The organism is Allobosea thiooxidans (assembly GCF_900168195.1).
GTDB lineage: Bacteria > Pseudomonadota > Alphaproteobacteria > Rhizobiales > Beijerinckiaceae > Allobosea > Allobosea thiooxidans.
In genome coordinates, this window is the sequence record NZ_FUYX01000007.1 from 102,179 (window position 1) to 124,475 (window position 22,297).

22 protein-coding genes are annotated in these 22,297 nt (G+C 67.6%); 10 read left to right on the forward strand and 12 right to left on the reverse strand.

Annotated features, from left to right (window positions below; genetic code table 11):
- Nucleotide 1: 1 nt before the first annotated feature.
- On the reverse strand, nucleotides 2-1,147 hold the full coding sequence (locus tag B5Y19_RS14210) for an ABC transporter permease (protein WP_055727627.1): 1,146 nt from the start codon (nucleotides 1,145-1,147) through the stop codon (nucleotides 2-4).
- 274 nt (nucleotides 1,148-1,421) lie between these two features.
- Here B5Y19_RS14210 and B5Y19_RS14215 point away from each other — a divergent pair, with 274 nt between their 5' ends.
- On the forward strand, nucleotides 1,422-2,276 hold the full coding sequence (locus tag B5Y19_RS14215) for a hypothetical protein (protein WP_139384396.1): 855 nt from the start codon (nucleotides 1,422-1,424) through the stop codon (nucleotides 2,274-2,276).
- A gap of 49 nt (nucleotides 2,277-2,325) precedes the next feature.
- On the opposite strand, the gene B5Y19_RS14220 is transcribed toward B5Y19_RS14215, so the two are convergent.
- Genes B5Y19_RS14220 through B5Y19_RS14230 form a run of 3 tightly spaced genes read right to left on the reverse strand, consistent with a single transcriptional unit; the run spans nucleotide 2,326 to nucleotide 5,071 of the window.
- Entirely contained in the window at nucleotides 2,326-3,201 is an 876-nt protein-coding gene (locus B5Y19_RS14220) for an ABC transporter permease (RefSeq protein WP_079591638.1), read from the reverse strand.
- Complete coding sequence (locus B5Y19_RS14225) at nucleotides 3,198-4,004, reverse strand: ABC transporter ATP-binding protein (protein ID WP_079591639.1); 807 nt, start codon at nucleotides 4,002-4,004, stop codon at nucleotides 3,198-3,200. Before B5Y19_RS14225 ends, B5Y19_RS14220 begins: the two co-directional genes overlap by 4 nt.
- A gap of 35 nt (nucleotides 4,005-4,039) precedes the next feature.
- On the reverse strand, nucleotides 4,040-5,071 hold the full coding sequence (locus tag B5Y19_RS14230; protein ID WP_055727624.1) for an ABC transporter substrate-binding protein: 1,032 nt from the start codon (nucleotides 5,069-5,071) through the stop codon (nucleotides 4,040-4,042).
- Between the two features lie 148 nt (nucleotides 5,072-5,219).
- On the opposite strand from B5Y19_RS14230, the gene B5Y19_RS14235 reads away from it, so the two are divergent.
- Nucleotides 5,220-6,020: a creatininase family protein gene (locus B5Y19_RS14235; RefSeq protein WP_055727623.1), complete on the forward strand. Its 801-nt coding sequence runs from the start codon at nucleotides 5,220-5,222 to the stop codon at nucleotides 6,018-6,020.
- Nucleotides 6,021-6,023: 3 nt separating this feature from the next.
- Here the strand turns inward: B5Y19_RS14235 and soxR are convergent, their stop codons facing one another.
- Nucleotides 6,024-6,479: a redox-sensitive transcriptional activator SoxR gene (gene soxR / locus B5Y19_RS14240; RefSeq protein WP_055727622.1), complete on the reverse strand. Its 456-nt coding sequence runs from the start codon at nucleotides 6,477-6,479 to the stop codon at nucleotides 6,024-6,026.
- 76 nt (nucleotides 6,480-6,555) lie between these two features.
- On the opposite strand from soxR, the gene B5Y19_RS14245 reads away from it, so the two are divergent.
- The gene (locus B5Y19_RS14245; protein WP_055727621.1) at nucleotides 6,556-7,149 is read left to right on the forward strand and encodes an NADPH-dependent FMN reductase; all 594 of its coding nucleotides are present in this window, start codon (nucleotides 6,556-6,558) and stop codon (nucleotides 7,147-7,149) included.
- 140 nt (nucleotides 7,150-7,289) lie between these two features.
- Entirely contained in the window at nucleotides 7,290-8,054 is a 765-nt protein-coding gene (locus tag B5Y19_RS14250; RefSeq protein WP_055727620.1) for an MBL fold metallo-hydrolase, read from the forward strand.
- 74 nt (nucleotides 8,055-8,128) lie between these two features.
- Here the strand turns inward: B5Y19_RS14250 and B5Y19_RS14255 are convergent, their stop codons facing one another.
- Together B5Y19_RS14255 and otnK are read right to left on the reverse strand one after the other, a co-directional pair.
- On the reverse strand, nucleotides 8,129-9,460 hold the full coding sequence (locus B5Y19_RS14255; protein ID WP_055727619.1) for a malonyl-CoA decarboxylase: 1,332 nt from the start codon (nucleotides 9,458-9,460) through the stop codon (nucleotides 8,129-8,131).
- 59 nt (nucleotides 9,461-9,519) lie between these two features.
- Nucleotides 9,520-10,785 (reverse strand): 3-oxo-tetronate kinase, encoded by a 1,266-nt coding sequence (gene otnK, locus B5Y19_RS14260; RefSeq protein ID WP_055727618.1) that lies wholly within the window; start codon nucleotides 10,783-10,785, stop codon nucleotides 9,520-9,522.
- 282 nt (nucleotides 10,786-11,067) lie between these two features.
- Here otnK and B5Y19_RS14265 point away from each other — a divergent pair, with 282 nt between their 5' ends.
- The 6 genes from B5Y19_RS14265 (at nucleotide 11,068) to B5Y19_RS14290 (ending at nucleotide 17,777) form a co-directional block, all read left to right on the forward strand.
- Entirely contained in the window at nucleotides 11,068-12,573 is a 1,506-nt protein-coding gene (locus B5Y19_RS14265; RefSeq protein ID WP_055727617.1) for an ABC transporter substrate-binding protein, read from the forward strand.
- 145 nt (nucleotides 12,574-12,718) lie between these two features.
- Nucleotides 12,719-13,663, forward strand: coding sequence for an ABC transporter permease (locus B5Y19_RS14270; protein WP_055727616.1), 945 nt, complete (start codon nucleotides 12,719-12,721; stop codon nucleotides 13,661-13,663).
- Complete coding sequence (locus tag B5Y19_RS14275) at nucleotides 13,663-14,544, forward strand: ABC transporter permease (protein ID WP_079591640.1); 882 nt, start codon at nucleotides 13,663-13,665, stop codon at nucleotides 14,542-14,544. Before B5Y19_RS14270 ends, B5Y19_RS14275 begins: the two co-directional genes overlap by 1 nt.
- Nucleotides 14,545-14,562: 18 nt before the next feature.
- Entirely contained in the window at nucleotides 14,563-16,362 is a 1,800-nt protein-coding gene (locus B5Y19_RS14280) for a gamma-glutamyltransferase family protein (RefSeq protein ID WP_055727615.1), read from the forward strand.
- Nucleotides 16,363-16,374: 12 nt separating this feature from the next.
- Nucleotides 16,375-17,103, forward strand: coding sequence for a DUF1028 domain-containing protein (locus B5Y19_RS14285; RefSeq protein ID WP_055727614.1), 729 nt, complete (start codon nucleotides 16,375-16,377; stop codon nucleotides 17,101-17,103).
- An 83-nt stretch (nucleotides 17,104-17,186) separates the two neighbouring features.
- Nucleotides 17,187-17,777 carry a DUF2345 domain-containing protein gene (locus B5Y19_RS14290; RefSeq protein ID WP_055727613.1) on the forward strand — a complete coding sequence of 197 codons (591 nt, stop codon included), beginning with the start codon at nucleotides 17,187-17,189 and terminating at the stop codon, nucleotides 17,775-17,777.
- Between the two features lie 206 nt (nucleotides 17,778-17,983).
- Here B5Y19_RS14290 and B5Y19_RS14295 read toward each other — a convergent pair whose 3' ends face one another.
- Genes B5Y19_RS14295 through B5Y19_RS14315 form a run of 5 tightly spaced genes read right to left on the reverse strand, consistent with a single transcriptional unit; the run spans nucleotide 17,984 to nucleotide 22,246 of the window.
- The gene (locus B5Y19_RS14295) at nucleotides 17,984-19,105 is read right to left on the reverse strand and encodes a D-TA family PLP-dependent enzyme (protein WP_055727612.1); all 1,122 of its coding nucleotides are present in this window, start codon (nucleotides 19,103-19,105) and stop codon (nucleotides 17,984-17,986) included.
- Nucleotides 19,102-19,560, reverse strand: a complete 459-nt coding sequence (locus B5Y19_RS14300; RefSeq protein WP_055727611.1) for a RidA family protein — start codon at nucleotides 19,558-19,560, stop codon at nucleotides 19,102-19,104. The genes B5Y19_RS14295 and B5Y19_RS14300 overlap by 4 nt, the downstream gene beginning before the upstream one ends.
- Before the next feature lie 51 nt (nucleotides 19,561-19,611).
- Nucleotides 19,612-20,121: a GNAT family N-acetyltransferase gene (locus B5Y19_RS14305; RefSeq protein WP_244555591.1), complete on the reverse strand. Its 510-nt coding sequence runs from the start codon at nucleotides 20,119-20,121 to the stop codon at nucleotides 19,612-19,614.
- A gap of 6 nt (nucleotides 20,122-20,127) precedes the next feature.
- Nucleotides 20,128-21,291: an amidohydrolase/deacetylase family metallohydrolase gene (locus B5Y19_RS14310; protein WP_055727609.1), complete on the reverse strand. Its 1,164-nt coding sequence runs from the start codon at nucleotides 21,289-21,291 to the stop codon at nucleotides 20,128-20,130.
- A 19-nt stretch (nucleotides 21,292-21,310) separates the two neighbouring features.
- The gene (locus tag B5Y19_RS14315) at nucleotides 21,311-22,246 is read right to left on the reverse strand and encodes an N-carbamoyl-D-amino-acid hydrolase (RefSeq protein ID WP_055727608.1); all 936 of its coding nucleotides are present in this window, start codon (nucleotides 22,244-22,246) and stop codon (nucleotides 21,311-21,313) included.
- Between the last annotated feature and the right edge of the window lie 51 nt (nucleotides 22,247-22,297).

The window sequence follows — 22,297 nt, forward strand, 5'->3', positions numbered from 1 at the left end:
ATCAGAACTCGATCGACGCAAAGAACATGGCGAAGAGCCCGTCGACGACGATGACCATGAAGATCGCCTTCACCACGGAGGCCGTCACCTGGCGGCCGAGCGATTCCGCCGAACCCTGCACCGCCAGCCCTTCGATCGAAGCGATCAGGCCGATGACGAAGGCCATGAAGGGTGCCTTGATCAGGCCGACGGCAAAGTGCTTCCAGGTGATCACCGACTGCAGCCGGGCGAGGAAGGTGTCGACGCCGATGCCGCCATAGAGCCAGGCGACCAGCCCCGCGCCGACCAGCCCCGCCATCGCCGAGATGAAGGTCAGGATCGGCAGCGAGATGATCAGCGCCAGGATGCGCGGCACCACGAGCACTTCGATCGGATCGAGCCCCATCACCCGCAGGGCGTCGATCTCCTCGCGCATCTTCATCGAGCCGATCTCGGCGGTGAAGGCCGAGCCGGAGCGGCCGGCGATCATGATCGAGGTCAGCAGCACGGCGAGCTCGCGCAGGATCAGGATGCCGGTCAGGTTGACGACGAAGGCCGCCGCACCGAACTGCTGCAGCTGGAAGATGCCCTGCTGGGCGACGATGCAGCCGACCAGGAACGAGATCAGCATGATGATCGGCGCGCCGTTGAAGGCGATCAGCTCGATCTGGTTGACCAACGATGGGCCCCGGAACTTGCGCGGCCCGAGCATGACGCTGGCCGAGCCGACGATGACCTCGCCGAGGAACATCGCCCCGCCGACCATGTCGCGCCCGAAGCCGACGACAGCCTTGCCGATATCGACCAGGACGTCGACGAGGCGAAAATGCGCGTGCCCTGCCGCGGCATCCTCGTCATGCACCCTCACCTCGCCGAGCAGGATGGCGTGCTCCGGCTTGTCGCTGACGATCTCGATCGCGACGCCGCTGCGCTCCTGGCGCGCCTTCAGGCGGTTGAGGACATAGGCGCCCAGCGTGTCGAGGCGGCTGACATTCGACAGGTCGAGGCGCGCGCCCGAAGCCGACTTCAGGCGCGCGACGATCTCGTCGACGAGCGTCGCAATGCGCGGCGCCCGGTCGGCGCTCCAGGAGCCGGCCAGCGTCACCGAGAGCCTTCCGGCATCATCGCGAAGGATCGCCTGCGGTTCGGCCGTATCGACACGCGCCATGTCGCTGTGATGTCCCCTGCCCGGCCGAAAACAGCCCCATGGCTGCGCGGCACCGGCCTGTCGCACTGAAAACTGCCCCCGATTCCCTGTATTGCCGCGACGGGCCGGCTTGGCAAGCGCGGGCTCCGGCGCCTGCCGCCGCAGCCGGAATGCCGCCGCGGATCATGCGTTCGGCCGGCCAAGGCAGCAATTCCTTAATCAATCGTGGAGCAGGCTCGAAATGGAACGTCACGACCGCCGGTGATTCGGGCGGTCCATCGAAGGCAGAATGGTCATGGGCGATGCGCGCTCGCTGACACCGCTGAGCCAGGCCGATTACGAGGCGATCGAGGCCGCCGTGATGGAGACGGCACGCGGCCGCTGGTTCATGGCCGAATACGCCAAGCGCAACCGCCAGGCCGACACGCTGCAGTTGCTCGGCGCCATCCAGCGGATCGAGCGCGTCGTCGGGCTCGGCGTGCAGGAGACCAGCCGCGAGGCCAGCCTGATCGAAGCGGCAGCCCTGATCAGCGACCTGCGCGTCGATCTCGAGCGTGTCAGCGGCAAGGCGGAGGCCCGCTCCTCGGGCCTGGCCTGCGCGATCGAAAAGGCTGCCGGCACCGCGCTCGCGGCGACCGAAAGCATCCAGGAAGCCGCCTGGAGCCTGCGCGAGGCGGGAGCCGCCGAAGAACTCTGCGACAGGCTGGACCGGAACGCGGCCGAGATCTCGGGCGCCGTCGGCGTGGTCGACGGGATGGTCCAGCGGATCAACAAGATCGCCGATACAATCGCTATGCTCGATTCGAGCCTGCGCGCCTTCGGCGAAGTCGCGCGCGAGCCGGGACCGGGCTTCGAGACCATGGTGGCGATGGCCGAGGGCAGCCCATCGCGCCTGCCAATGGCGGTGCGCCGCCATGGCGACGATCATGAGCTTGCGTCGCAGGAGCCGGACGCGCCGCATCCGATCGACGACCGGGCGGTGCCGGAAGCACGGCTTGCGACGGTCCATCTGCTCGACGACGACATCGTCTTCAGTGATCCCGCCGCCATTGCGGCGCAGCCGGCACGGGCCGTCGCCGGCAGCTCGGAGGTCGGGCTGCGCGAGATCGACGCGATGCCGGTCGAACGCAAGCTGGCCTATTTCGTCTGAAGCCGACTTCGGCTGAGCCCTGGGCCAGGGCGCGCAGCCGCCCTGCCGTTCAGTTCTCGCGCCGGATCGCGCTTTCGTGCCAGCGCCGCAGCAGCAGATGCGAGATCAGGCTCGTCGCCAGGAAGATGGCGACGCCGGAGAGCGAGATCATGACCAGCGCGGCGAAGACGCGCGGGATCTTCAGCTGGTAGCCCGCCTCGAGGATGCGATAGGCGAGGCCCGAAGCGCTGCCGCCCGTCCCCGCGACGAATTCCGCCACGACCGCTCCGATCAGCGCCAGCCCGCCGGAGATCTTCAGGCCCGCCAGGAAATAGGGCAATGCCGCCGGCAGTTTGAGATAGCGCAACGTCTGCCAGCGCGAGGCGCCGTAGAGTTCGAACAGGTTGACGAGGTTGTGGTCGGCCGAGTTCAGGCCGAGGATCGTGTTGGACAAGATCGGGAAGAAGGCGACGATCCAGGCGCAGATCAGCAGAGACAGATCGATGTCGTCAGCCCAGATGATGATCAGCGGCGCGATAGCGACGACCGGCGTGACCTGGAGGATGACCGCATAGGGCAGGAGCGCCATCTCCAGCCATTTCGACTGGCTGAAGAGCACGGCGAGCGTGACGCCGACGACGACCGCGGCCGCGAGCGCCATGAAGGTGATCTTGAGCGTGACCCAGAGCGAGCCGGAGAGCGTGCCCCAATCCGCGACCAGCGTCTGCGCGACCAGGAGCGGGCCCGGCAGGACATAGGAGGGAACCTCGTTCCAGCGGACGGCGAATTCCCAGAGCGCCAGCACGAGCACGCCGATGACGACCGGCGCGATGATCCGCGGCCAGGCGCTGACGGGCAGGCCGAGAATCCGGGCTTCCGCCAGCGCGAGAGGCAACGCCTGGGCGTCGGTCCCGTCCGATGCCAGCGTTTCGACGGGAGCACTCATCGGCCGATCGCCTCCTTGAGCTTGGTGGAGGCGACGCGGCAGAGATGGGCGTATTCGCCAGAGGTCCGGAACAGCTCGTCGCGCGGATAGTCGGCCTCGACCGAAAGATCGGCCATGACGCGGCCGGGCCGGGCCGCCATCACCACGATCCGCTGCGAGAGATAGACCGACTCGAACACCGAGTGGGTGACGAAGACGGCGGTGAAGCGCTCGCGCCACCACAGCTCCAGCAGATCGTCGTTGAGGCGGTGGCGGGTGATCTCGTCGAGCGCCGCGAAGGGCTCGTCCATCAGCAGGATCTTCGGCCGCATCACCAGCGCCCGCGCGATCGAGACGCGCATCTTCATGCCGCCCGAGAGCTCGCGCGGATAGGATTTCTCGAAACCCTTGAGGCCGACCAGCGCGAGCATCTCGGCGGCGCGCGCCTCGGCCTCGGCGCGCGGCACGCCCTTCAGCTTCAGCGGCAGCATGACGTTGGCGAGGGCATTCGCCCAGGGCATCAGCGTCGGGTCCTGGAAGACGAAGCCGAGATCGCGCCCGCCATGACCGGCCGTGCCCTGATCGGCCCCCTGCTCGCCCGGCCAGGAGATCGTCCCGGAGGTGGGCGCGCCGAGGCCCGCGATCATGCGCAGCAGGGTCGACTTCCCGCAGCCGGAGGGGCCGAGCAGGCTGATGAACTGCCCCGCCCCCAGCTCGAGATCGACGTCGCGAACCGCGAGCGTGCCGTTGGCGAAGCGCTTCGAGACATGCCGTACCGTCACCAGCGGAATCCCGGCGGTGGATTGCGGCTTCGTCTCGTCCATCGTCAAAGTCATCTTCTCAGTAGCGCTTGTCTGGCTCAGGCCTTGCCGATGCCCTTGTTCACGAATTCGAGGCTGTAGGCCTTCTTGACGTCGACGCCCGCCGGGACCACCCCAGCATCCGTCATCGTCTTGGCGAAGCTCGCCCAGCGCGCGTCGGTCATCGCGCCGATGCCGAGCTGCAGCGCATCGCCGGAGAGCACGATGCCGCGCTCGTTCATGACCTTGAGCGCGTAGTCGATCTTCTCCTGATCCATGTCCGGGTTGTCCTTGAGGATCCGGGCATTGGCGGCGGCGATGTTGGGACCGCCCTTCATGTACTCGGCCCAGCCTTCCAGCGTGGCGTCGACGAAGCGCTGGACCAGCTCCTTCTTCTCCTGCGCCATCTTCTTGGAGATCGTGATGGTGGTATTGTAGTTCTCGAAGCCGGCATCGGCGAGGAGATGGACGACCGGATCGACGCCCGCCTTGCGGATGACGAAGGGCTCCGAGGACAGGAAGCCCTGCTGCGTGAGCTTCTTGTCGGCCAGGAACGGCGCCATGTTGAAGGTGTAGGGGCGGATCTGCTCGTCCTGGAAGCCGAATTTCAGCTTCAGGAACGGCCAGAAGCCGACGCGGGCCTGCGCCGCGATCAGGATCGGCTTGCCCTTCAGATCGGCAAGCGTGTCGTTGCCCTGGCCGGGATGCGAGATCAGGACCTGCGGATCCTTCTGGAAGATCGAGGCGATGCACATGAAGGGCAGGTTCTCATGCGCGAAGCTCAGCGCCTCCAGCGAGTTGCCCATGATCATGTCGACCCGGCCGCCGAGCAGGAGCTGGGTCGGGTTCTGCTGCGGGCCGCCGGGGCGGATATCGACCTCGATGCCGTACTTCTTGTAGATGCCGTTGGTTGCGGCCAGATAGAAACCGCCATGCTCGGTCTGGGCGCGCCAGTTGGTCTGGTAGCTGACCTTGTCCAGCGTCTGCGCGCTGACGCGCGCGCCCGGCACGGGGACCAGCAGCGAGGCGGCCGACCCGCCGATCAGCCCGAGCGCGGCGCGCCGGTTCACGCGATATTTCATCGTCGCCATCTCGATATCTCCCCTGCGCCTGCGAGCGGGCCGGCCACTGGTCCGTCTCCTTATCCCATGCGATAGGACAGCGGGACAATGCAACGCCGTGGCGCCGGGCTTCTGCACAGAAACAAGGCAATCGCACCGGCTCCTGACAGGCCTGATCATGACCGCACGTTTCTGGGGCGACCTGAAGAGTTCCGATTTCGCCGCGCTGGCACCCGAGCGCACCGTCGCCGTGCTGCCGCTGGCGGCGATCGAGCAGCACGGCCCGCATCTGCCGGTCTCGGTCGACACCACCGTGATGAACGCGATGCTTGCCGAGGCGATGCCGCTGGTGCCGGCGGAGCTCGACGTGCTCGTCCTGCCGACGCAGGCGGTCTGCAAGTCGAACGAGCACCTGCACTCGCCGGGAACGCTGACGATCGGCTGGGAGAGCGCGATCCGCTCCTGGATCGAGATCGGCGAGAGCGTGAAGCGCGCGGGCCTGCGCAAGCTCGTGCTGATCACCTCGCATGGCGGCAATGTCGACCCGATAAAGATCGTCGCGCGGGAGCTGCGGGTCGGCCAGGGCATGCTCGCGGTCTGCACGGCCTGGATGTCCTTCGGCCTGCCGGACGGCCTCTTCGACGAACTCGACATCCGCCACGGCATCCATGGCGGCGACATCGAGACCTCGCTGATGCTGCATTTCCGGCCGGACCTCGTCGACATGAGCAAGGCCGGGCCTTTCAAGCCGCACACGGTGACGATGGCCGAGGAGGGCTACACGCATCTGCGACCGACCGGCCCGCACGCTTTCGCCTGGATGGCCCAGGACGTGAATCGTTCCGGCGCTGTCGGCGACGCCAGTCTCGCGACGGCGGAGAAGGGCAAGGCCACCGCCGCGCTCCAGGCGCGGGGCTTCGTCCAGCTGATGGCGGATGTCGCGCGCCTGCCGCTCGACACGCTCTACAAGGCCGATTGAGCCTCAATCGGGGTCGAGGAGGCGCGGCCCCGGCCCCTCCTCGCCCAGCCGGTCGAGCGGATTGTGCAGCGGGCAGTCCCGGACCGAGAGGCAGCCGCAGCCGATGCAGCCGTTGAGGTGGTCGCGCAGCCGCGTCAGCCGGTCGATGCGGCGCTCCAGTTCCGCCTTCCAGGCGGAGGAGAGCCGCGTCCAGTCCGCGACGGTCGGCGTGCGCTCCTGCGGCAGGGCCTTGAAGGCCTCGCGGATGGTCTTCAGCGGGATGCCGGCGCGCTGTGCCACCTTGATGATCGCGACTCTTCGCAGCACCTCGCGCGGATAGCGGCGCTGGTTGCCCGGCGTGCGGTGGCTGCGGATCAGCCCCTCCGCCTCGTAGAAATGCAGCGCCGAGACCGCGAGGCCGCTGCGCCGCGCGACATCGCCGACGCTGAGCTCCCCCGGCAAGGACCAGTGCTGGGACATCGGAAACGCCTCTTGACCTTAACCTTACTTGAGGTTCTATAAGCCCCGCTCCCGTGATGCAAACCGGAGCGCTTCCATGCACCAGAAGGTCGATACGAGGATCAGGCTGGCCCTGATCTATGGCAGCAGCCGCGAAGGCCGGTTCTGCGACAAGGTCGCCGGCTGGGCGATCTCCCAGATCCAGGGCGACGGCCCGTTCGATCTGGCCGTCATCGATCCCGGCGAGATCGACCTGCCGCCGCGCCATGTCAGCGGCGGGCACCCTGCCCTCGAGGAGTTGCGGCAGGTCATCGGCTGGGCCGACGGCTTCGTGGTGGTGACCCCGGAATACAATCGCGGCTACCCGGCGATCCTGAAATTCCTGATCGATGCGGTCGGGCCCGAATGGCGCGGCAAGCCTGTCGGCTTCATCTCATATGGCGGCATTTCGGGGGGCCTGCGCGCCGTCGAGCAGCTGCGCCTCGTCTTCGGGGAGCTGCATGCCGCGCCGATCCGCGACGGGGTCGCCTTCGCCGATGTCTGGAGCCGCTTCGATGCCGAAGGGCAGTTGCTCAATGCCGATCGGGCGGAGCAGGCGATGGCGACGATGCTGGCGCAGCTCCACTGGTGGGCGAGCGCGCTGCGCAAGGCGCGCGCGAGCGTGCCCTACGGCCAGTTCGCGCCGGCCTGAGAGGCGATCCCGTCGCTGGGGGCATTCTTCAACCAGCGTGATACGTCACGCGAACGTGGAGAGAGCTTCACAAATCCGAACTGGTCTCGTCGTGGCGGGATGCGGAACAATACCCGCCCCGAGACGAGGAGCCGACGGATATGAAGCTCAAACTTCTCCGCAACGCGACGCTGAAGCTCGACTATGGCGGCAGGACCTTCCTGCTCGATCCCGATTTCGGCCCTCGTCACAGTCGCCGCTCCTTCACCGGGCGCTCGCAGAACCCGATGGTCGACCTGCCCGAGCCGATCGAGGACATCGTCGCCGGTGTCGACACCGTGATCGTCTCCCATCTCCACGCCGACCATTTCGATGAGGTCGCGAAGGAGCGGGTCCCCAAGAATCTGCCCGTGATCTGCCGGCCCGGCGACGAGGCGGCGATCGCGCAGGCGGGGTTCTCCTCGATCACGGCGATCGACTGCTTCGTCAGGCTGGGGCCGATCATCCTGAAGCGGCACCCCGCCCAGCACGGCACGGGCGCCGTCGTCGAGAAAATGGGACCGGTGATGGGGCTGAGCTTCGAGGCCCCGAACGAGCCGACGCTCTATTGGTGCGGCGACAGCGTGCTCTACCCGCCTCTGCGCGACGCGATAGCGGCCACCGGGCCCGATATCATCGTCACCCATTCCTGCGGCGCGATGTGGGACAACACGCTGATCGTGATGGACGAGGAGCAGACGCTGGCGGTCGCCGAGGCCTTCCCGCGCGCCACGCTGATCGCGACGCATATGGAAGCCCTGGACCACGCGACGGTCAGCCGCGCGGCGCTGCGCAAGGCTGCGAAGGAGCGCGGGATCGACACGAAGCGTCTGCGGATCCCGCTCGATGGCGAGACCATCGAGGCCGGCGTACCCGCCCTGGTCTGAAACCGCACGCGACCAGGCGGACTGCCGGCGCCAGAGCCGAAAGCCCGCCCGGGAACACGGCTACCGCGGCCGGATCAACCGGCCGGGCGCAACAGCTTCCGGACGCTGCCGGACGCCACCACCGTGTTGCGGGTGGCGAAGGCCTCGTGGTTGGTCTCGATATCGTCGAGGTCGTAGCGGTAATTGACCATCACGCCGTGGGATTCCCGCAAGCCCCGCGCCGAGAGATTGCCGCCGACATTGATCCGCTCCAGCCGCGCCCCGTTGCCGAGGTGGAAACGCGCCACGGGATCGGTGACGCGGCCCGAGCTCGTCCGCGCCCGCAGCAAGTACTCGGCCATCATCTGCCCGAGAAGCTTGTCGCGGCGCGCCTTCGTCCCATCGTCGAGCGAGATCGTCTCGCCGGCCGGGCGGGCGAGTTCCGAACGCTCCTCGTTGGTCAGGGCGAGATCGCCGGGCTCCTGCGCGATGCCGGCGAGCCAGCGGGCAAAGCCCGGCACCGGCGACAGCGTGACGAAGGTGTCGAGGCCGGGCAGTTCGCGCTTCAGATCCTCCGCCACCTGCTTGATCAGGAAATTACCGAAGGAGATGCCGCGCAGCCCCTCCTGGCAGTTCGAGATCGAGTAGAATACCGCGGTCGTCGCCCGCTGCGCCGGTAGCACCTCGCGCTCGGAGCCGAGAAGCTCGTCGATACTGCCGGGGATTCCCGTGGTGAGCGCAACCTCGACGAAGATCAGCGGCTCGTCGACGAGCTGCGGGTGGAAGAAGGCGAAGCAGCGCCGGTCCGCCGGCTCCAGCCGCCGCCGCAGGTCGTCCCAGCCCTGGATCTCATGGACCGCCTCGTAGCGGATGATCTTCTCGAGCACGTTGGCCGGCGTGCGCCAGTCGATCCGGCGCAGCACGAGGAAGCCCCGGTTGAACCAGGAGCCGAAGAGGTGGCGGAAATCGACGTCGACCGCCTTCAGGTCGGGCTCGGTCTCCATCGCCTCGAACAGGGCCTCGCGCATCCGGACCAGCACGGGCGTGCCCTCGGGCGCGAGATTGAGGCGGCGTAGCAGCTCCTGCCGGCGCGGCTCGGCCGCCAGATGAAGCGCGGAGATCGCCGCCGCGTCGGGCTTCTTGCGATAGGCCTCGATCGCCTTGTCGAGCCGGTCGTGATCGGGCCCGAAACGTTCCTGCAGCATGTTGAAGAAGGCGAGTCGGCCGGGCTTGTCGAGCCGCTGCCAGGCTTCCAGCACCGCCTGCGCCAGCGCCATGCCCGAGGCCTCGCCCCGCCCGGAGAGCAGATCCTCGCAGAGCCGGTCGATCGGCCGGGCGCGGCCGCCGAGAAAGCGCTCGATGCCGATCAGGGCACGGCCGCGATCGGCCACGCTCGTCAGAAGTTCGCCGAGAAACGCCATATCCATGCGGTGCTCCGGGTTCGCAGGCCGATCCTATACGAGATTCAGCACAGGCAAATCGGGCATCAGCGCAGCAGCTTCCAGGCCTTCAGGAAGAAATCCGGCGCGCCGAAATTCCCCGACTTCAGCGCCACGACCATCTCCGGCCCGTCGACCACGCGCGTCCAGGGCACGCCGGGGTCGATCTCGGGGCCGATTTCGAGCGTCCGGATGCCAAGCCCCAGCACGGTCGCGCCCGAAGTCTCGCCGCCCGCGACCAGAAGCCGCGTCACGCCGCCTTCGGAGAGCCGCCGCGCAACCTCGGCGAAGGCGTGCTCGACGATGCTGCCGGCCTTCTCGCGGCCGAGCCTGTCCTGCACCGCCGCGACCTCGGCCGGATCGTCGCTGGAATAGAAGAGGAACGGCTTGTCCTGCGGCTGCGCCAGCGCCCAGGCCGCGAGGCCGGCCGCATCCTGGCTGCCATCGGCCAGCGCCAGCGGATCGACCTTGAGCGCGGGATAGCCAGCCTCCAGCGCCGCCTTGATCTGGCCCCGCGTCGCCGTCGAGCAGCTGCCGGAGATGATACCGGCACGGCCGGCGGGCGCCTTCAGCTCCTGCGGCCCGGGGCGCTCCGGCAGGAGGCCGGCGCGGCGGAAGTTCTGCGGCAGGCCCATGGCGATGCCGGAGCCGCCGGTGAGCAGGACATGCTCGGACACCGCATGGCCAAGCGTCATCAGATCTTCATTGGTCAGGGCGTCGGTGACGGCGTAACGCACACCTCCGGTCTCGAGCTTGGCAAGCCGTGCCTTCACCGCGGCGGGGCCGGCCAGCACGGTGGCGTAGTCGACGAGGCCGGTTTCGGCCTTCGCCTGCGCCGCCATCAGCCGCATCAGGTTCGAATCCCGCATCGGCGTCAGCGGGTGGTCCTTCATCGAGCTCTCGTGCAGCGGCACGGCGCCGACGAAGAGATAACCCTGATAGATCGAGCGGCCATTCGCCGGAAAAGCCGGGCAGACGATGGCGAGCTTGGTGCCGAGCCGCTCCGCCAGCGCGTTCGCGACCGGGCCGATATTGCCCTCGGCCGTCGAATCGAAGGTCGAGCAGTATTTGAACAGGATCTGGCGCGCGCCGGCCTTCAGCAGCGCCTCGCAGGCGGCGAGCGAGTCGGCGATGGCCTCGGCCACCGGATTGGTCCGCGACTTCAGCGCCACGACGACCGCATCGGCCTCCGGCAAGGCCGCGTCGGCCGGCGGCACCCCGATGACCTGGACGGTGCGCATGCCGGCACGGTTCAGCATCAGCGCGACATCGGTCGCGCCCGTCATGTCATCGGCAATCACGCCCAGCAGCATGCATCGTCTCCCTCGGCCATCCGGCTCGGTCTGCGGCAGCAGTTCTAACCGCCGGGCGGCCGCGAGGCGACAGCCATCGCCGCAACCGGCGGTTCCTTTACAGGCATGTCGCCGCTGTTGCCTTTCGCGGAGGCAGCACTGCCTGCGAATTGATGCGCCGCATCATCGACGGCCGCATCTTTCTGAGTCAGGTTAGTACCAAGAGGGACGATCGGGACGGGCCGGCGCTGCCGCCGGCGCACCCAGACGACTCCGGGGATCCAATAAAAACGGGGGAGAAGCATGAAGCTGTTCAAGGTTGCGTTCTCGGCCGCCGCGCTCGCCCTGGCGACGCTCCCGGCACTCGCGCAGGCGCCCTCCGCCTTGCGCATCGGGCTGCAGGAAGACCCGGACATGCTCGATCCGCACAAGGCGCGCACCTTCGTCGGCCGCATCGTCTTCATGGGCCTGTGCGACCGGCTGCTCGACATCGCGCCCGATCTGAAGCTGGTGCCGCGGCTGGCGACGGAATGGAGCTTCTCGCAGGACGGGCTGACGCTGACGATGAAGCTGCGCAGCGACGCCAAGTTCCACGACGGAGAGGCCTTCAACGCCGAGGCTGCCAAGGCCAATCTCGAGCGTGCCCGCACCCTGCCGGACTCGCTGCGCAAGTCCGAGCTCGCCTCGGTCGAGAACGTCTCGGCGCCCGACGCCACGACGCTGGTGCTGAAACTGAAGCGGCCGGATGCGACGCTGCTCGCGCAGCTGACCGATCGCGCCGGCATGATGCTCTCGCCGAAGACGCTGGCCGGCGACGTCGCCGCCAAGCCGGTCTGCTCCGGCCCCTATAAATTCGTCGAGCGCGTCCAGAACGACCGCATCGTACTCGAGAAGTTCAAGGAACATTGGGAGGCGGACAAATACAGCTTCGAGCGCGTGGTCTACCGCTCGATACCCGACACCACCGTGCGCCTCGCCAATCTGCGCTCCGGCGAGCTCGACATGCTGGAGCGGCTGGCACCGACCGACGTGAAATCGGCCCAGGGCGACAAGTCGCTCAAGGTCGCGAGCACGGCCAATCTCGGCTACCAGGGCATCACCATCAATACCAACAACGGCGAAGCCGCCAACCAGCCGATGGGCAGGGACAAGCGCGTGCGCCAGGCGCTCTCGCTCGCCATCGACCGCAAGGTGCTGAGCCAGGTGGTGTTCGAAGGGCTCTACGAGCCGATGATCCAGCCGTTCAACCCCGGCAACTTCTATCTCAGCGCGGATTTCCCCGTTCCGGCGCGTGACATCGCCAAGGCGAAGGCGCTGCTGAAGGAAGCCGGCCAGTCCAAGGTCTCGGTCGAGCTCTTCGTCACCAACAACCCGGTCGACGCCCAGCTCGGCCAGGTGATCCAGGCGATGGCGCAAGAAGCCGGCATCGACATCCAGATCCGCTCGACCGAGTTCGCCAGCCAGCTGCGCGACCAGCAGCAGGGCAAGTTCCAGATGAGCCGGATCGGCTGGTCCGGCCGCATCGACCCGGACGGCAACATCCATCAGTTCGTCACGAGCAAGGGCAACCAGAACGACGGCCGCTATTCCAATGCGGAGGTCGACAAGCTGCTCGACGAAGCCCGCACCATCTACGAGCCGACCGAGCGCAAGAAGCGCTACGACGCCGCGCAGAATATCCTGCAGGACGAGCTGCCGATCGTCTATCTCTACAACCAGACGGTGTTCTTCGCGCTGCGCTCCAACATGGAGGGCTTCGTGATCAACCCGGACGGGATGATCCGCCTTGCGGGGCTGAAGCGCTCGTGAGGGCCCGCGACTTGGCGGGCCATGGCGCGCATACCGCCATGGCCGTCATTGCGAGGAGCGCAGCGACGATGCAATCCGGAAGGGCGCGGAGCTCTGCCGCCCCTGGATTGTTTCGCCGCGCTCGCAATGACGCCGGGAGCAGCCGATGGCGACCCTGATCCTCCGCCGCATCCTGATCGCGATACCGACGCTGTTCCTGGTGTCGCTCTTCGTCTTCGCCCTGCAGCGCGCGCTGCCCGGCGACCCCTTCCTCGTCATCGCCGGCGAGGAACGCGACGCCGAGGTGATCGCGCGCCTGCGCGAGATCTATCGCATGGACGATCCGATCTTCGTGCAGTTCTTCGCGTGGCTCGGGCAGGTCGTGCAGGGTGATTTCGGCCGCTCGCTGCGCACGGGCGAACCTGTTCTGAACCTGATCCTGCAGAAGCTGCCGGTGACGATCCAGCTCGCCACGGCCTCGATCCTGGTCGCGATCGCGATCGGCATCCCGATCGGCATCCTGGCGGCGCGGCGCAAGGGCACGGTCGTCGACTACTCCGCCAGCGCAGTGGCGCTGTCGGGGCTGTCCATCCCGAATTTCTGGTTCGGGATCATGCTGATCCTGCTCGTCTCGGTTCACCTGAAATGGCTGCCGGCCTCGGGCTATGAATCGATCTTCGTCGACCCCTGGGAGGCGATCCAGCGCCTGATCATGCCGGCCTTCGTGCTGGGCAACGGGCTCGCCGCATTCCTGATGCGCCACACGCGCTCGGCGATGCTGGAGGTCCTGCGCTCGGACTATGTCCGCACCGCCCGCGCCAAGGGGCTCGACGAGGATACGGTGATCCACCGCCACGCGCTGCGCAACGCACTGGTGCCGATCATCACCCTGACCACCCTGCTCTTCGGCGAGTTGCTGGCCGGCGCGGTGCTGACCGAGCAGGTCTTCACCATCCCCGGCTTCGGCAAGCTCATCGTCGATGCCGTGTTCAACCGCGACTATGGCGTGGTGCAGGGCGTGGTGCTGTGCACCGCCATCGGCTTCATCCTGATGAACCTGCTGGCGGACGTCCTCTACATCCTCGTCAATCCGCGCCTGAGGACCGGCTGATGGCATCGCTCGATTCCATCTCCTCCGCAGGCGCATCGGCCGGCGTCACGGCGCGTCCGGGCGTGTTCGCCCGGCTCCTCCGGAACAAATCCGCGCTGATCGGCGGCAGCATCGTGCTGGTCTTCGTGCTGATGGCGCTGCTAGCGCCGATCCTGCCGCTGGCGGACCCGTTCAAGTCGAATTTCCTCGCCATCCGCAAGCCGCCCTCGGAGCTCTACTGGTTCGGTACCGACGAACTCGGGCGCGATCAGGTCTCGCGGCTGTTCTTCGGCGCGCAGGCCTCGCTGCTCGCCGGCATCGTCTCGGTCCTGATCGCGGTGGCGATCGGCCTGCCCTTCGGCCTCATCGCCGGCTGGTATGGCGGCTGGATCGATATCGTGATCTCGCGCGTCACCGAGGCGCTGCTCGCCTGCCCCTTCCTGATCCTGGCGATCGCCTTCGCCGCCGTGCTCGGCCCGTCGCTGACCAATGCGATGATCGCGATCGGCCTGTCCGCGGTGCCGATCTTCATCCGCCTGATCCGCGGCCAGGTGATGAGCGTGAAGGCGGAGGATTTCGTCGAGGGCGCGCGGGCGGTCGGCGCGCGCGATGCGCGGCTGATGTTCTGCCATGTCCTGCCCAACACCCTGTCCCCCATCGTGGTGCAGTCGACTTTGTTCATGGCGCAGGCGATCATTCTGGAAGCCGCCCTCTCCTTCCTCGGCCTCGGCCAGCAGCCGCCGGCGCCGTCCTGGGGTCAGATGCTCAACGTCGCCAAGAACTTCATGGAACAGGCGCCATGGATGTCGGTGGCGCCGGGCATCTGCATCTTCCTGGCCGTGCTGGGCTTCAACCTGCTCGGCGACGGCCTGCGCGACGCGCTCGATCCAAAAGAAAACTAGGCTCTCAAGGATACGCCCATGTTCACCACAAGGCCCGAAATCCTCGGCACCTTCGGCGTCGTCACCTCGACGCACTGGATCGCCACCGCCTCCGGCATGGCGATGCTGGAGAAGGGCGGCAACGCCTTCGACGCCTGCGCGGCGGCCGCCTTCGTGCTGCAGGTGGTGGAGCCCCATCTCGTCGGGCCGGCCGGCGACATGCCGGCAGTGTTCTATTCGGCCGACAAGAAGAAGGTCGAGGTTCTCTGCGCGCAGGGCCCGGCTCCGCAGGCCGCCACCATCGCCGCCTACAAGGCTCTCGGCCTCGACCTGATCCCGGGCTCCGGCCTGCTCGCGACCGTCATCCCCGGCGCCTTCGGGGGCTGGATGACGCTGCTGCGCGACCATGGCCGGCTCAAGCTGCGCGACGTGCTGGAGCCGGCGATCGGCTATTTCGAGAACGGCCACCCGATGCTGCCGCGCGTCTCGGATTCGATCCGCGAGCTGACCGACCTCTTCTCCAACGAATGGACCAGCTCGGGTGCAGTCTACCTGCCCGGCGGCAATGTGCCGGAAGCCCGCAAGCTCTTCGCCAACCGGGCCGCGGCCGCGACCTACAAGCGCATCCTGAGCGAGGCGGAAGCCAAGGGCAGCGACCGTCAGGAGCAGATCCAGGGGGCCTATGACGCCTGGTACAAAGGCTTCGTGGCCGAGGCGATGGACCGCTTCTGCCGCACGACGGAGGTGATGGATTCCTCCGGCCGGCGGAACAAGGGCCTGCTGACCGCCGACGACATGGCGAAGTGGCAGCCGAGCTACGAGACGCCGGCCTCCGTGACCTATCACGACTGGGAGGTCTTCAAGATCGGCCCCTGGGGCCAGGGCCCGGCCTTCCTGCAGACGCTGAAGATCCTCGAAGGCGTCGACCTTGCCGGCATGGGCCCGGCAAGTCCTGAATTCGTCCATCATGTCGTCGAGGCGATGAAGCTCGCCTTCGCCGACCGCGAGGCCTATTACGGCGACCCGGACTTCGTGAAGGTGCCGCTGGCGACGCTGCTTTCCGAGGACTATGCCGCCGGGAGGCGCGGGCTGATCGGAGAGCAGGCTTCGCTGGAGCTCCGGCCCGGCACCGTCCCGGGCTACGAGGCGCAGGTCGCCCATGCCCTGAAGGCGCTCGGCGCCATCGCCCAGCCGGGCCAGGGCGGCGCCAGCGTCGGCGAGCCGACCATGGCCTCGATGGTCGCCGCCGGCCGCAAGGGCGACACCGTCCATATCGACGTCATCGACAAATGGGGCAACATGATCGCGGCGACGCCGTCGGGCGGCTGGCTGCAATCCTCCCCGGTCATCCCGGAACTCGGCTTCCCGCTGAACTCGCGGGCGCAGATGTTCTGGCTGGAAGAGGGCCTGCCCTCCTCGCTCGCGCCCGGCAAGCGCCCGCGCACGACTCTGACGCCCTCGATCGCCTTCGAGAACGGGCAGCCCCGCCTCGCCTTCGGCACGCCGGGCGGCGACCAGCAGGAGCAGTGGCAGCTCGGCCTGTTCCTGCGCCGCGTCCATCACGGCCTCAACCTGCAGGAAGCGATCGACCTGCCGCTGTTCCATACGCAGCACTTCCCCTCCTCCTTCTATCCGCGCTCGTCGCGGCCGGGCCACATGATGATCGAGGAGAGCATCGGCGCCGCCGCTCTCGCCGAGCTGGAGCGCCGCGGCCACCGCATCGAGAAGGCGCCGGCCTGGACGGTCGGTCGTCTCACTGCGGCGGAACGCAGCGCCGACGGCCTCTTGCGCGCCGCCGCGACGCCGCGTCTGATGCAGGCCTATGCCGCCGGCCGCTGAGGAAATGACCGCATGACCTGGTCCATCGTTGCGCGCGATGCCGCCACCGGCGCCTACGGCGTCGCCGTCTCGACCTGCGCCTTCGCCGTGGGCTCGCGCGTGCCCTATGGCGGCGGCCGGATCGGCGCCCTCGCGACGCAGGCCTTCGTCAACCCGCTCTACGGCGTCGACGGCCTGCGGTTGCTGCAGGAGGGGCGCCCCGCCGTGGAGATCGTCGCGACGCTGACGGCGGCCGACGAAGGCCGCGCCCACCGCCAGCTCCACGTCATCGACCGGGACGGCAAGATCGCCGCCCATACGGGCGCCGCCTGCATCGACTGGTGCGGCGCGGTGGACGGCCCCCAGGTCTCGGTCGCCGGTAACATGCTGGCCGGGCCGGAGGTCGTGAAGGAGACGCTGAAGGCCTATATCGCCACCTCGGCGCTCGACTTCGACGAGCGGCTCCTGGTGGCGCTCGAAGCCGGCGAGAAGGCCGGCGGCGACAAGCGCGGCAAGCAATCCGCCGCGATCCGCATCTGGAGCGGCGAACCGGTGCCCAGCTTCGACATCCGCGTCGACGACCATCCCGACCCGCTGGCCGAGCTGCGCCGGCTCTGGCGCCTCGCGCATCAGCGCTATGTGCCGTTCCAGCAGGCCTCGCCGTCGCGCGGGCGCCCTGCCGGTGTCACCGACCGGGCGGAGCTCGACCGACTCTGCGAGGACTACGCCGCCAGCTGGAATGCGCGGCATCCCGAGAGCTGACCGGCAAGCCGCATTCTAGCCGCCCCCGCGGCATGATAGAATGACGCAGCGTCATCCTGTCATGCCTGTGAGCGGGGAATGCGATGGCCGATCCGGACAACGAAGCCCTCCAGAAGCGCATCGCCACGCTGGAGGCGCAGGTCGCAGCCTTGCTGCAGGCGATTTCGGCGGATCGGGGCGGCAATGTCGTCATCAACGCGCCGGGCTCGCTGACCGTCAATTGCGGGCTCGGCATCTCGCTCACAGCCGGCAGCGTGATGACGTTGACCGCGGGCGCAACCCTCGCCGTGACCGCCGGGGCCAACCTTGCCGTGACCGCTGGCGTCAATACCAGTCTGGTCGTCGGCAGCCGCCTGCGCGTCAGCAGCGGCCAGGAAGCGACATTCGAAACCCGGAATTTCAACGTCGCAGCGGCGGTGGCGTGCGGGATCGACAGCGGACAGAAGTTCGCCGTCACCTCCGGCAAGGAAATGACGGTCACGGCCGGCAAGACGCTTCTGCTTGAAAGCGCCGACGCGGCGCTGCTGAAAAGCGGCGATGCCCGGCTCAACCTGAAGAAGGATGGCAGCGTCGATCTGCACGGGCGCGACGTCGTCATTCAGGCCAGCGGACGCCTCGTGGCCAAGGCGTCCGGCAATGTCACGATCAAAGGATCGAAGATCCTGCAGAACTGAAACGTGCTGCGCTTCTCTCGGAACTACGCCGTCATTCCGGGGCTTCGCGTCAGCGAAGAGCCCGGAACCTGGAACACAAGATTATTCCAGCTCGTCATGCTCGCCCTCGTGGCGAGTATCCACGTCTTGAACACCGCACTGCACCGATGAAGACGTGGATGGTCGGGACAAGCCCGACCATGACGGCCGACATGATTTCGATGAACTCAGGTCAGCTTGCCGCGGGCTGCGACGGGGAGTTCCCCGATCAGCTTGTCGCCGCGCACCGTGATCAGCCGGTCGACCATGTTGACGACGACGCAGACATGGTTCGGCACGATCCGGACGACCTCGCCCACCACCGGCCGCTTGTTCGAGGCCGAGAGGTCGAGGAAGCCGTGCTCCTCGGCGAACTGCGCGATCTTCGCCGCCGGGTATTCGAGGATGTAGCCATGCCCTTCGAGATTGCCCTTGTCGCTGGTCAGCGTCTTGGAGCCGGAATCGAGGATGCCGCGCTCGGCGCCCGCCCGGCTCACCACCGTCGCATAGACCGTCAGCGCGCAATCCTCGAGCGAGGCGACCCCGGCCGCGATCTGCATGCGGTCGTTGAAGATCGAGGTGCCCGAGCGGTGCTCGGTCGCGCCCTTGAGCTTGCCCATGTTGGGGATATTGGGCGAGCCGCCGGTCGAGACGATGTCGGCCTTGAGGCCGGCATCGCGCAGGCCGGCATTGGCGGTGTCGAGGAAGATCTGCGTCCGCTCCCAGCCATCCTCCGGCGGGTACATCAGGAAGCCGGCGAAGCGCAGGCCGGGCGATGCGGCGATCATCTTCGCGAGCTCGACAGCCTCACCGGGCGTCTCGACGCCGGCGCGCTTGCGGCCCGTGTCGCACTCGACCACGACCTCGAGGTCGCGCCCGGCGATCCCGGCAGCGCGCGGCAGGCCGGAGATGGTGACGGGGTTGTCGGCGGCGACGATCATCCGGACACGGCGCTGGAGCGCGCCGAGCCGGCCGAGCTTCTCCTCGCCGAGGATGTTGTAGCTGATCATGATGTCGTCGAGCCCGCCATCGGCCATGATCTCGGCCTCGCCGAGCTTCTGGCAGGTGATGCCGCGCGCGCCGGCCTCGACCTGGAGCCGCGCCAGCTCGGGCGATTTATGCGTCTTGATATGCGGGCGGTTGGCGACGCCGGCGGCGTCGCAGGCGGCCTGGAGCCGGGCGATGTTGGCATCGACCTTGTCGAGGTCGATCACGACGGCCGGAGTGCCGTAGACGCGCGCGATCTCGGCCGCGAGCGGCGTGGCGGCCGGCTGGTCGACGGCCGGCGACGTGGTCGCGGTGACGCTCATGGCAGCACCTTGATGATGACTTCGATCTCGACCGTCATGTTGTTGGGCAGCGAGCCCATGCCGACGGCAGAGCGGGCATGGCGGCCGCGCTCGCCCAGAACCGCGACGAAGAGGTCGGAGCAGCCATTGATGACCTTGGGCTGGTCGGCGAAGTCCGGCACGCCGTTGACCATGCCGAGCAGCTTGACCACCTCGACCTTGTCGAGCGAGCCGACGGCCTTCTTCATCGCCGCGAGCAGCCCGAGACCGGTCTGCTTGGCATGCTCGTAAGCTTCCTCGATGGTCACGTCCTTGCCGACCTTGCCGGTCGGATAGGTGCCGTCGGCCCGCTTCGGCCCCTGGCCGGAGAGGTAGACCATGTCGCCCACCTGCTTGAAGCTGACATAGGTCGCGACCGGCGTCGGCACCTCCGGCAGCGTCAGTCCCAGTTCCTTCAGCCTGTCCTCGGCGCTCATGGCATTCCTCTCTTCGCTTGCCGCCGGCGTCTGTCGCACCGGCGCTTCCGATCAAACCTGCAGATCGCGGCGCATATAGCGGGCCGCATCGTCGTAGCTCGCGAGCTTGCGAGCAAGGGCGGGATCGTCGATCTCGCGGAAGCCCTGGCGCTGCCAGAAGCCCGTCGAATCGTTGACCGCGACCAGAGCGAGGCTGGCATAGCCCGCCTGCACCGCAAGGCGCGCGATCTCGGCGACGATCCGCCCCGCAGCCCCGCCGCCCCGGCCCGAGGGCAGGAGCGCGAGGTCGTGGACATACCAGTTGCGCGTGTCCGGCGGGATCGCACCGAGCAGCGAGTTCAGCGCTGGGACCACCCCGGCCGGCCAGGGATGGCTGACGAGGTAGCCGACGAGATCGCCGCGCGCGCCTGCGAGCACATGGCAGCCTTCCGGCGCCAGCCGCAGCCGCTCCGCGAACACCGCCTCGTCCTCGGGGTAGTCCGGATGGACCACGGCCGCGATCGCCATCACGGCCGCCAGATCGGCCGGCGCCATGCGGCGCCAGCCCGCTTCAACCGACATGATCGCCTACGCGGAGACCTTCGGGAACTTGCTGGTCCGCTTCGGGTGCCACCACTTGCCCTTCAGCACGACGCCCTCGGAGGCGATCTTCTTGTCGCCCATCAGGTGCTCGCCGACGACGTCGACATAGTCGAACTTGCCTTCCTTGACGGTCAGGATCGTCGCGTCGCCGAGCGAGCCGACCTTGAGCGAGCCGTATTCCGGGCGCTTCAGCGCCATGGCGGCGTTCACGGTCGAGGCGGCGACGACGTTGTTCAGGCTCATGCCCATGCAGAGGAACTTCGACATGGTGGTGACCTGGTCATAGGCCGGGCCGTCGATGCAGAGCTTGTGCACGTCCGAGGAGATCACGTCCGGCTCGAAGCCGTTGGCCAGCATGGCGCGGGTCGTCTTGAAGGAGAACGAGCCCTTGCCGTGGCCGATGTCGAAGATGACGCCGCGCTTGCGGGCGGCGAGCACCTCGGGCTTCACCGTGCCCTGCGCCGTCGCGGGAGCGTTCGGGAAAGGGCGGAAGGCGTGGGTCAGCACGTCGCCCGGCCGCAGCATGCCGATGACTTCCTCATAGGACGGCGGCGGATGGTCGATATGGCACATCAGCGGCATGCCGACCTCGTTGGCGACCTGCAGCGCGATGTTGAGCGGCACGGTGCCCGAAGTGCCCGACGCATGCAGGCCGACGCGGACCTTGATGCCGACGATGTAGTCGCGGTTCTTGTCAGCGACCTCGACGCAGTCGATCGGGTTCATCAGGCGTAGATCGCCGCTCTCGCCGACCATGACGCGGTGGTCGAAGCCGTAGATGCCGGCATGCGAGACATGGAGATAGGCGAGGATGCGCGCCTGGCTCGGCTCGATGACGTGCTTGCGGAAACCCGCCCAGTTGCCGGGGCCAGCCGAACCGGTATCGACCGAGGTGGTGACGCCCGAGACGCGGCAGAACTCGTCGGCGTCGATGCCGAGCGAGGTGCCGCCCCAGTAGACATGGGTGTGCAGGTCGATCAGGCCGGGGGTGACGATGTAGCCGGAGACGTCACGGATCTCCTTGGCGCCCTTCAGGTCCTTGCCGAAGCCGGACACCTTTCCGTCCGTGAAGGCCACGTCGAGCACGCCGTCGTGCTTCTGCGACGGGTCGATGACGCGGCCGCCCTTCAGGATGAGATCGTGAGTCATTGTAGTCCTCTGGGGGTGATCAAACCGGGGAGACGGCGCCCTTGCGCTCGACGATCAGGCCGTAGGCCTGGGGCTCGCGATGCCTGGCGAAATTGAAGGTGGAGTCCTTATAGCTCTTTCCCAGGTCCATGTCGCAACGGGCGACGACGAGTTCGTCGCCCTCGGTCACGGCCTGCGCCACGACCTCGCCGGTCGGCGCGATGATGCAGGAGCCGCCGATCTGGTCGACGCCGGCCTCGAGCCCCGCCTTGGCGACGCCGACGACCCAGGTGGCGTTCTGGTAGGCACCGGCCTGCATCACGAGCTGGTTGTGGAAATTGCCGAGCCGGTCATGGTCCGGCGCCGGCGGATTGTGCTTGGGCGTATTGTAGCCGAGCACGATCAGCTCGACGTCCTGCAGGCCCATCGCGCGGTAGCTCTCGGGCCAGCGGCGATCGTTGCAGATCATCATGCCGATATTGGCGTCCATCGTCCGCCAGACCGGCCAGCCGAGCTCGCCGGTCTCGAAATAGCGCTTCTCGAGATTCTGGAAGGGCGCGGCGGGGCGGTGCTCCGGGTGGCCCGGCAGATGGATCTTGCGATACTTGCCGACGATCGTGCCTGACTTGTCGACCAGGATCGCGGTGTTGAAGCGGCGCTTGCGGCCTTCCTCGAAGGCGAGCTCGCAATAACCGAGATGGAAGCCGACACCGAGACGCTTGCTCTCCTCGAACAGCGGCGCCGTCTCGTTGGAGGGCATCGCCGTCTCGAAATGGCTGTCGATCTCGGCCTCGTCGTCGATCCACCAATGCGGGAAGAAGGCCGTGAGGGCCGCCTCCGGATAAACGACGAGATCGGCGCCATGCCCCTTCGCCTGCCGCATCAGCTCGACCATGCGGGCAACGGCCGAGGCCCGGCTTTCATCGCGCTGGATCGGACCGAGCTGGGCAGCGGCAACGGTGAGGATGCGGGTCACGTCAGGCTCCGGATACAGATCACCCTGAGAGCAAGGCTTTGAGGGATGGGG

Excerpts from the sequence above, each read along its gene's own strand:
- B5Y19_RS14210 (WP_055727627.1), bottom strand. The coding sequence starts at position 1,147 with ATGGCGCGTGTCGATACGGCCGAACCGCAGGCGATCCTTCGCGATGAT.
- B5Y19_RS14215 (WP_139384396.1), top strand. The coding sequence starts at position 1,422 with ATGGGCGATGCGCGCTCGCTGACACCGCTGAGCCAGGCCGATTACGAG.
- B5Y19_RS14220 (WP_079591638.1), bottom strand. The coding sequence starts at position 3,201 with ATGAGTGCTCCCGTCGAAACGCTGGCATCGGACGGGACCGACGCCCAG.
- B5Y19_RS14225 (WP_079591639.1), bottom strand. The coding sequence starts at position 4,004 with ATGGACGAGACGAAGCCGCAATCCACCGCCGGGATTCCGCTGGTGACG.
- B5Y19_RS14230 (WP_055727624.1), bottom strand. The coding sequence starts at position 5,071 with ATGGCGACGATGAAATATCGCGTGAACCGGCGCGCCGCGCTCGGGCTG.
- B5Y19_RS14235 (WP_055727623.1), top strand. The coding sequence starts at position 5,220 with ATGACCGCACGTTTCTGGGGCGACCTGAAGAGTTCCGATTTCGCCGCG.
- soxR (WP_055727622.1), bottom strand. The coding sequence starts at position 6,479 with ATGTCCCAGCACTGGTCCTTGCCGGGGGAGCTCAGCGTCGGCGATGTC.
- B5Y19_RS14245 (WP_055727621.1), top strand. The coding sequence starts at position 6,556 with ATGCACCAGAAGGTCGATACGAGGATCAGGCTGGCCCTGATCTATGGC.
- B5Y19_RS14250 (WP_055727620.1), top strand. The coding sequence starts at position 7,290 with ATGAAGCTCAAACTTCTCCGCAACGCGACGCTGAAGCTCGACTATGGC.
- B5Y19_RS14255 (WP_055727619.1), bottom strand. The coding sequence starts at position 9,460 with ATGGATATGGCGTTTCTCGGCGAACTTCTGACGAGCGTGGCCGATCGC.
- otnK (WP_055727618.1), bottom strand. The coding sequence starts at position 10,785 with ATGCTGCTGGGCGTGATTGCCGATGACATGACGGGCGCGACCGATGTC.
- B5Y19_RS14265 (WP_055727617.1), top strand. The coding sequence starts at position 11,068 with ATGAAGCTGTTCAAGGTTGCGTTCTCGGCCGCCGCGCTCGCCCTGGCG.
- B5Y19_RS14270 (WP_055727616.1), top strand. The coding sequence starts at position 12,719 with ATGGCGACCCTGATCCTCCGCCGCATCCTGATCGCGATACCGACGCTG.
- B5Y19_RS14275 (WP_079591640.1), top strand. The coding sequence starts at position 13,663 with ATGGCATCGCTCGATTCCATCTCCTCCGCAGGCGCATCGGCCGGCGTC.
- B5Y19_RS14280 (WP_055727615.1), top strand. The coding sequence starts at position 14,563 with ATGTTCACCACAAGGCCCGAAATCCTCGGCACCTTCGGCGTCGTCACC.
- B5Y19_RS14285 (WP_055727614.1), top strand. The coding sequence starts at position 16,375 with ATGACCTGGTCCATCGTTGCGCGCGATGCCGCCACCGGCGCCTACGGC.
- B5Y19_RS14290 (WP_055727613.1), top strand. The coding sequence starts at position 17,187 with ATGGCCGATCCGGACAACGAAGCCCTCCAGAAGCGCATCGCCACGCTG.
- B5Y19_RS14295 (WP_055727612.1), bottom strand. The coding sequence starts at position 19,105 with ATGAGCGTCACCGCGACCACGTCGCCGGCCGTCGACCAGCCGGCCGCC.
- B5Y19_RS14300 (WP_055727611.1), bottom strand. The coding sequence starts at position 19,560 with ATGAGCGCCGAGGACAGGCTGAAGGAACTGGGACTGACGCTGCCGGAG.
- B5Y19_RS14305 (WP_244555591.1), bottom strand. The coding sequence starts at position 20,121 with ATGTCGGTTGAAGCGGGCTGGCGCCGCATGGCGCCGGCCGATCTGGCG.
- B5Y19_RS14310 (WP_055727609.1), bottom strand. The coding sequence starts at position 21,291 with ATGACTCACGATCTCATCCTGAAGGGCGGCCGCGTCATCGACCCGTCG.